This window comes from Nonomuraea sp. NPDC049709 (assembly GCF_040674815.1).
In the GTDB taxonomy this organism is placed as follows: Bacteria; Actinomycetota; Actinomycetes; order Streptosporangiales; family Streptosporangiaceae; genus Nonomuraea.
Map to the genome: position 1 here is coordinate 61,521 of NZ_JBFANM010000065.1, position 7,963 is coordinate 69,483.

Genomic DNA, 7,963 nt, shown 5'->3' on the forward strand with positions numbered 1-7,963 from the left:
CCGCCACCCGATTCCTAGGTTGCCTTACCGTGGACATCACCGAGCGCATCGATCCCCAGGTCCGCGCGCGCCTCGATCAGTACCTGCAGCTGGTCGGTCCCCAAGGTCTGAGCGGTGTCGGCGACATTCCGGAGCGACGCAGGCGGCAGGCCGAGTTGTCCGCCCTGCGGGCCGCCCCGGTCGTGCCCGACGACATCGACGTGTACGACCTGTCGATCACTCACGGCGTGGCGACGCCCGTGCTGGTGCGCGTGTACCGACCGCACGCGAGCACCCGGCAGTCGCCCTGCGTCTACTACATCCACGGTGGCGGCATGGTGGCGGGCAGCGTCGACGGTGATCATGCCAAGGCCCTCGGGCTGGCCCGGGCGACGGGCTTCGTCGTCGTCTCGGTCGAGTACCGGCTGGCACCGGAGAACCCGTACCCCGCGGCGCTGGACGACTGCTACGCGGGACTCGTGGCGGTCGCGGACCGGCACCGCGAACTCGGGATCGACCCCGGCCTGATCGGTCTCTACGGGACGAGCGCGGGCGGCGGGCTGGCCGCGGCGGTGGCGTTGCTGTCCCGCGACCGCGGCAGTCCGGCCGTCGCCCACCAGATGCTGGTGTCCCCCATGCTGGACGACCTGTCGTCGACCCCTTCGGCCACGGCCAACACCGGCTTCGGCGCGTGGAGCCGTGAGGCCAACATCCAGGCCTGGCGGGCGCTGCTCGGCGAGGACTTCGGCACAGACCGGGTGCCGCCGTACGCCGCGCCGGCGCGCGCCGGCGATCTCTCCGGCCTGCCGCCGGCGTACGTCGACGTCGGCGACCTCGACCTGTTGCGCGACGAGGCGATCGATTACACACGCCGGCTGTCCTGGGCCGGCGTTCCGGTCGAACTGCACGTCTATCCAGGCGGCATCCACGGCGGTGAAACCCTCGCGCCCGACGCCGAGCTGAGCGTTCGAGTCCGCGGCTACCGGCACGACGCCCTCCGCCGGGCACTCTGCGGCGAAGAGCCACCCCGCTGACGCCGGCTCGTGGCGCGGATGCCCCAACCCACCAGCGCCGCCGCCAAGACCGTGAGTGCGAGGCCCGCCCAGGTGACCGCCTCGCGGAACTCGGTGGTCTGGTAGGTGCTCCAGCTCGACGTGGCGATGTCGCCGGTGAAGAGCGCTGCGAGGATGGTCCCGCTGACAGCGATGCCGATCCCGGAGGTGACTTCGCCGGCGGTGTCCACGAGCGCCGCACCGGTGGTGGTGCGGTCGGTCGGAAGGCCACGCATCACGTTGGTCCCGGCGACGACACCTACGACGCGCATACCGGCGGCGACGAGCACGAGCGCGAGGGCGACCCACGCGTACCCGAAGCGGCCCAGCAGCCCGTAGACGGCGAGCCCGCACACGACAGCTCCGGCGCTGAGCCAGGCGGCCTTGTCGAGACCGACGCGCGTGACCAGCGGACGGATGAGAGCACCGCCGGCGATGAGCACGACGACCTGCGGCAACATTCCCATGGCCGTTTGAGCGGGCGTCCAGCCCCGATCGAGCTGGAGCTGCAGGGTCACGAGGTAGCCGAGGCCGGCGGTCGCAAGGCCTGCGGCGGCCTTGAACGCCAGGCTGCTCGACACGAGGGGGCGAGCGAGGAGTTCGAGGTCGAGCAGCGGATGGCGGGCAGAACGCTCGCGGACGACGAACAGCACCGCCATCCCGATGGCCGCCGCCGTGGCCAGCCACGGGAGAGGCGATGCGGTGCCCGCGTCGACGAAGAGCGTCGGCGCGACCAGCGCGAGCGCGATCGTGGCCGTGCCGAGCAGGGCTCCCGCGCCGTCGATCGGGTCGCGGTGCAGCTCGTCCACCCTGTCAGCGGGGATGCCGCGTCGAATGCCGAGGTACGCGAGTGCGGCGATCGGCGCGTTCACCACCAGCAGCGCCTGCCACGGAGCGAACGCGAGCACGAAGCCACCTGCCGTGGGCCCGATCGCGAGTCCGACCAGCCCAACGGTCGAGATCAGCGTCGTCGCACGGACACGCAGCCCGTCTTCGTCGAACAGGCGGAACGCCAAGGCGAGAGAGCCTGGCGTCGTCATCGCGGCAGCGACGCCCATCGCCGCGCGGATCGCGATGAGCTGCTCCGCCGTGGTGACGAACGCGGTTGCCAGACTTGCCGCACCCAGCAGCACCAGCCCGGCCAGCATGACCTTGCGGCGGCCGACCCGGTCAGCCAGCGCGCCGAGGGCCAGCATCAGGCCGCCGAACACGACGGCGTAAACGCCCGTGACCCACTGCAACACAGTCGTCGACGCCGACAGCTCTCGGCCGATGGTCGGCAACGCGACGTTGAGAATCGAGTTGTCGAGCATCTCGAACAGAAACACCGCCGACAGCCCTGCGAGGGCTACCCCCGCTTCGCGCAGGGAGCGCGGCGGACGAGAGGCTTCGGTGGGAGCGCCGACATTGTCGACGGCTTCATGGCGACGGACATTCACTGCGCACTCCTTCGATGTGAAGAAGTGGCGGCCCGTCCGGTGCCGCGTATGCGCGCGTGGCCCCTACTGCATCAACCGGCGTCGATGCCGAGCAGTGAACACACGTTTCTACTTCCAGTGCTCTGAGACTACACCGGGTCCGGAGAACGACCGTTCCGACTGCCGTCCCACCCCGGACAGATCACCACGACCGGGCCTGTTCATGCGCGCCGCACTCCACACAAAAAGAACGAACATTCTGTTAGTGTGCGCCACAAACAGAACCGTCATTCTCTTTAGGGGGCGTGGTGCCGCGGCTCACCGACGCGCGCAAGGAACTCCGGCGGGCCCAGATCGCCGAGGCCGCCGTACGCTGCTTCGGGCGCAACGGCCTGAAGCGGACCTCGATCGCCGACATCACCGCCGAGTCCGGCCTCTCGGCCGGCTCGATCTACGCGCACTACCGCGACAAGGCCGACCTGGTCCGGGCCGCCGCCCGCGAGGTGCTCGCCAAGCGCGCCGACGTCCTCGGCGAGTACGCCGCGGGCGACGCCCCGCCCGGCCCTGACGAGCTGCTCTCCCGCCTGATCGCCGCGGTCGACCCCGCCGAGGCCCGGGTCGGCGTGCAGACCTGGGGCGAGGCGACCACCGACCCGGACGTCCGCGACATCGTCGTCGACATGACCGAGCGGATGCGCGCGATGCTGCACGACTGCGTCACGGCCTGGCTCGTCAAGGTCGAGCGCCACGAGCCGGCCGCGGCCCGGGGGCGCGCCGCCCCGATCGCCCACCGGGTCATGGCGCTCTACCAGGCCGAACTCCTGTACATCGCCTTGCGATCATCGACCGAGGAGACCGCGTCATGACCACCGCGACCGCGTCGTTCGCCGACCGCGCCGTTCACCGGATCGGGTACGGCGCGTTGCAGCTCGAGCGCCTGCACGATCGCCGCGGGGAGGCCGTCGCGCTGCTGCGCCGCGCGGTCGAGCTGGGCGTCGACCACGTGGACACCGCCGAGTTCTATGGTTTCGGTTTCGCCAACGACGTGATCCGCGAGGCACTGCGCCCCGAGGACGACGTCCTGGTCGTCACGAAGGTCGGCGCCGACCCCAACCCCGGCGGGCGCGTGCCGCTGCGTCTGGCACAGCGGCCCGAGCAGCTGCGCGCCAGCGTCGAGGACAACCTGCGCAGCCTCGGCGTCGACCGGCTCGCGGCCGTCAACCTCCGCCGCCTGGACACCGGCCCCGGGCTGCGTCCCGAGGGCGACCAGGTGGTCGACCTCGACGACCAGCTCGCGACGATGATCGCCCTGCGGGACGAGGGCAAGATCGGCGCGATCGGCCTGAGCAGCGTCACCCTCGACGGCCTGCGCCGCGCCCTGCCGGCCGGCATCGTCTGCGTGCAGAACGCGTACAGTCTCGTCTCCCGCGACGACGAGGAGCTGCTGCGGCTGTGCGCGGCCGAGGGCATCGCCTGGGTGCCGTTCTTCCCGCTCGGCGGGGCCTTCCCGGGCCTGCCCAAGGCGAGCGACGAGCCGGCGGTGCACGCCGTGGCCAGGTCTCTGGACGTCACGCCCTCCCAGGTCGGCCTCGCCTGGCTGCTGCACCACGCCCCGAACGTACTGCTCATCCCCGGCACCGCCGACCCCGCCCACCTGGAGGCCAACATGGCGGTCAGCGAGATCACCTTCGACGCCCCGGCCCTCGCCACCCTCGATGCCATCGAGTCCCGCTCCAACGAGGTCCCTCTCGGCTGACCGGCGCCAACGCGACGCTCTACCAGGCCAAAGGGACGGATCATGAAGGCCATCGTCTACCGAGACAACGGCGCCCCCGACGTTCTTCGGCTCGTCGACCGTGACCCGCCCGCGCCCGGCCCCGGCGAGGTTCGCGTCCGGGTCGCCGTCTCCGGGGCCAATCCGACCGACTGGCAGGCCCGCTCCGCCGCCGCCCACCCCAAGCGCTTCCCCGAGGTCACCCCGCACCTCGACGGCGCCGGCACGATCTTCGGCTTGCCGAGGCGGCCGAGCGCCGTCCCTCGGAGGGCGGCGAGCGCGAGCACGGACGGCTTCCGCCACAGGACCTCCGGAGTCGGGATCGGCGCCATGGCCACCGACGTCGCCGGGTTCATCGACGCCGACAGCTCGACCCGGACACCGGCAGCTTCACCCGCGACCAACAGCGAACGTTGATCATTTGTCGGACGCTCCCTAGCATGCGTAAGGATGAAACCAGGGCATCGGCCTGACCAACTGCTTTGCGAGGAGCTGCGGGATGTTCCAGAAGTTGACCGACCGGGCGCGGCGTGTCGTCGTCCTGTCCCAGGACGAGGCCAGGATGCTCAACCACGACTACATCGGTACCGAGCATGTTCTTCTCGGTTTGATCCGCGAGGGTGAGGGCGTGGGCGCCACGGTTCTCAAGAACCTGGGCCTGAGCCTTGAAGGCGTTCGCCGGCAGGTTGAGGAGAGTCGGGGCCGAGGCCAGTCCGTTGCGTCAGGGCACCTTCCGTTCACCCCGTCGGCCAGCGAAGTCCTCCAGGCGGCGGACCAGGAGTCTTTGCAGCGCGGCCTCGACTACATCGGCACCGAGCACCTCCTGCTCGGGCTCGTCCGCGATGGTGCGAGTGCGGCGGCACAGGTGCTGGTCCAGCTCGGGGCGGACCTCGACCATGTCGGGCGGGCCACAGACGAGCTCGTCCAGAAGTACGTGTCCAAATAAGCGCTCGGAAGCGTCGGCTCAACGGCTGAGCCAGGTCCGGAATTGATCAGAAGTTCGCTGATGTGAGGCGGCTGCCCCCACGTCGGTCGGCGGGACCCCCGGTTGAGGGACCGATGGCGTGGGGGGATCGCCGACCATTTCCCAGCAGCCTTCGAGGCGCGCGGCACCGCGACGTGGGGGGTCGACGTAGACAGCCTGTGCGATATCGCTGCTGGTGCGGGCCGGTGACCGTGGTCAGGCGCGAGCGCCGGCAACGAGCACCTATTACGGACACCTCCTCGACATGCGCGACCGACGCGACGTGCCTGGGATGCGCGCCTCAGCCGGCGAGGGTGCCGATGTCGGCGGCGACTCGGGCGAGAGCCCGGATGAGGGTGCTCTCGGTGGCTGTCCGCCAGATCAGCGCCCATCGCGCCGGAGGGGCGTCGCGGATGGGAACGTATGCGATGCCAGGCCGGGTGAAGTAGCGGGCGGCGTGCGCATGCGCGGGCGCGACCGCCTCGCCGTCGGACGGCAGGGAAAGCACTTCCGCTGAGCCGGTGGCGGCGGGGCCGATCGGGATCGGTCGGCCTGCGAGCGGGTGCTTGGCACCGACGGCCAGGACGACGGCCTCGACATAGACGGTGGGCCCACAACCACGCCTCCGGCGGCTGCTTCCTCGGCCCCGGATCTGAGCTGACAGCAGCGCCGGCCCCGCTACCCGGCAATCATCGCCTGCGGGGTCGTGTCAGCGGCGGTGTCAGGAATGCGACAGCCCCGTATCAGAGCGTTCGGCGATGGTTGAGCCCATGCAAGGCCCACCGCTCACGGCCTCGGGTCGCGAACCGGGCCCCGCCGAGCTCACCCCCGGCCCGCACGCGCCACTCATGGATACCCATGAGCGCCGCATCGGGACGAGGCTTCGCAAGATCGAACACTGTCGGCAAGGAGATTCATGATGGAACACAGCAACGGCGGCTTCTCCGCAGCGGGGCTGCGCAGGCTGCGTGAGGTGCTGGCGCGGCATGTCGAGTCCGGGAGGATCCCCGGCGTGGTCGCCCTGGTCAGCCGGGGTGGGCGGACGCACGTCGAGGCGCTCGGCACGATGCGGCATGACGGTGGCGCGCCGATGCGCCGGGACACGATCTTCCGGATGGCCTCCACGTCCAAGCCGCTGTCGATGGCGGCGGCGATGGTGCTGCTGGACGAGTGCCGGCTGCGGCTGGACGACGTGGTGGACCCGTGGCTGCCGGAACTGGCCGACCGCCAGGTGCTGACGCGGCCCGACGCCCCGCTGGACGACACCGCGCCGGCGCGCCGGCCGATCACCGTGCGGGACGTGCTGGCCTCCACCTTCGGGCTCGGCATGGACATGACGGCGCTGGGCACCCCGATCATGAACGCGATCTTCGAGCAGAACCTCACGCCCTCGGGACCGGAGCCGCAGCCCGGGACGGATGAGTGGATCCGCCGCCTGGGCGAGCTTCCGCTGCAGTACCAGCCCGGGGAGCGCTGGCAGTACCAGATCAGCAACGACCTGGTAGGCGTGCTGGTGGCCCGGGTCACCGGCCAGTCGTTCGAGGAGTTCCTGCGCGAGCGCATCTTCGAGCCCCTCGGTATGAAGGACACCGGCTTCCACGTGCCGGCTGACAAGATCGACCGACTGCCCACCCTGTACGCGCCCGACCCGGCCACCGGCGAGTTCGTGGTCTGGGACGAGGCCGAGGGCGGACGGTGGAGCCGGCCGCCGGCGTTCCAGGGCGGCGGTGGCGGGCTGGTCTCCACCGCCGACGACTACCACGCCTACTTCCAGATGCTCCTCAACGGCGGCACCCACCAGGGCAAGCGGATCCTGTCCCGGTCCGCCGTCGAGCTGATGACCACCAACCGGCTCACCCCCGAGCAGCAGGCCGCCCGCCACGCCATGGCCACTGACAACGTGCACATCTCCTTCGGCCAGGGCCAGCACGGCGGCTGGGGCTACGGCATGGCGGTACGCACCTACCGCGGCGACTACGCGCCCATCGGCCAGTTCGGCTGGGACGGCGGCAGCGGCACCTCCGCCTACGCCGACCCGGCCAACCAGCTCACCGGCATCCTGCTCTGCCAGCTCGGCTACACCGTGCCGAACCCGGCGCACCTGATGAACGACTTCTGGACCACCCTCTACCAGGCCATCGACGACTGACGCCGGAGGGCCGCCGAGGGTGGGACTCCCTCGGCGACCCCCGCCTCAGCCATCCAGACACCCCTGGCACCCACCAGGACCGCATTCCACCTCTCACCCGATCCATCCACCTTCAGAACACGATCAAGGAGCACACGACCATGTCCATCGCCCTTACCGACCAGGACAAGCTCACCCTGCGCACCGCCGCGTACGGCGCCGTCACGCTGATGTCCGCCGCCGATGCCGCCGGCTCGCCCCACAAGGCCGCCACCGAGGGCTCCATCGCCCTGTCCGCTGCCACCGGGCTGGTCGGGCACGTGCTCGCCACGTACCCCAAGGACCTGAAGCTGGACAGCAAGTCCGTAGCCTCCATCGCCGACCAGGTGTTGCCGGCCCTGACCGCGGCCATGGCCCTGCTCAAGGAGCAGGCGCCGGAAGAGGCCGACAACTTCCGCCGCACCGTCCTTGTCGCCGTCGAAGCGGCCGCCCGCACCCACCAGGGCCGGCCCGGCCCCACCGTGACGGACATGAGCCGCAAGATCACCGAAGCGCTCGACGCCGCCTGACGGAATGCCGGCCAGCGCGGCTTCCGCTGGGGGGGGGGGGGGGCCGCCGGCGGCCCGCCCCCCCCCGCCGCTGGCAGCC

8 protein-coding genes and 1 pseudogene are annotated in these 7,963 nt (G+C 70.9%); 7 read left to right on the forward strand and 2 right to left on the reverse strand.

What is annotated here, in order from left to right; genetic code table 11:
* The first annotated feature begins 29 nt into the window (after window positions 1–29).
* Window positions 30–1,013 carry an alpha/beta hydrolase gene (locus tag AB0J69_RS45475; protein WP_364131710.1) on the forward strand — a complete coding sequence of 328 codons (984 nt, stop codon included), beginning with the start codon at window positions 30–32 and terminating at the stop codon, window positions 1,011–1,013.
* Here the strand turns inward: AB0J69_RS45475 and AB0J69_RS45480 are convergent.
* Window positions 959–2,470 carry an MFS transporter gene (locus AB0J69_RS45480; RefSeq protein ID WP_364131712.1) on the reverse strand — a complete coding sequence of 504 codons (1,512 nt, stop codon included), beginning with the start codon at window positions 2,468–2,470 and terminating at the stop codon, window positions 959–961. The genes AB0J69_RS45475 and AB0J69_RS45480 overlap by 55 nt on opposite strands.
* Before the next feature lie 287 nt (window positions 2,471–2,757).
* Between AB0J69_RS45480 and AB0J69_RS45485 the strand changes: the two genes are divergently transcribed.
* The 4 genes and pseudogenes from AB0J69_RS45485 to AB0J69_RS45500 all read left to right on the forward strand — a co-directional run.
* The gene (locus AB0J69_RS45485) at window positions 2,758–3,315 is read left to right on the forward strand and encodes a TetR family transcriptional regulator (RefSeq protein WP_364131714.1); all 558 of its coding nucleotides are present in this window, start codon (window positions 2,758–2,760) and stop codon (window positions 3,313–3,315) included.
* Window positions 3,312–4,205, forward strand: coding sequence for an aldo/keto reductase (locus AB0J69_RS45490; RefSeq protein ID WP_364131716.1), 894 nt, complete (start codon window positions 3,312–3,314; stop codon window positions 4,203–4,205). The genes AB0J69_RS45485 and AB0J69_RS45490 overlap by 4 nt, the downstream gene beginning before the upstream one ends.
* 42 nt (window positions 4,206–4,247) lie before the next feature.
* The gene (locus AB0J69_RS45495; protein ID WP_364131718.1) at window positions 4,248–4,640 is read left to right on the forward strand and encodes a hypothetical protein; all 393 of its coding nucleotides are present in this window, start codon (window positions 4,248–4,250) and stop codon (window positions 4,638–4,640) included.
* Window positions 4,641–4,722: 82 nt separating this feature from the next.
* Window positions 4,723–5,148: pseudogene (locus tag AB0J69_RS45500) on the forward strand (Clp protease N-terminal domain-containing protein); the annotation flags it as partial.
* Window positions 5,149–5,488: 340 nt separating this feature from the next.
* Here the strand turns inward: AB0J69_RS45500 and AB0J69_RS45505 are convergent.
* A complete protein-coding gene (locus AB0J69_RS45505) occupies window positions 5,489–5,695 on the reverse strand; it encodes a hypothetical protein (protein WP_364131720.1) in 207 nt (68 codons plus the stop codon).
* 408 nt (window positions 5,696–6,103) lie between these two features.
* On the opposite strand from AB0J69_RS45505, the gene AB0J69_RS45510 reads away from it, so the two are divergent.
* Entirely contained in the window at window positions 6,104–7,336 is a 1,233-nt protein-coding gene (locus AB0J69_RS45510) for a serine hydrolase domain-containing protein (RefSeq protein WP_364131723.1), read from the forward strand.
* A 140-nt stretch (window positions 7,337–7,476) separates the two neighbouring features.
* Entirely contained in the window at window positions 7,477–7,884 is a 408-nt protein-coding gene (locus AB0J69_RS45515) for a hypothetical protein (protein ID WP_364131726.1), read from the forward strand.
* Window positions 7,885–7,963: the final 79 nt, after the last annotated feature.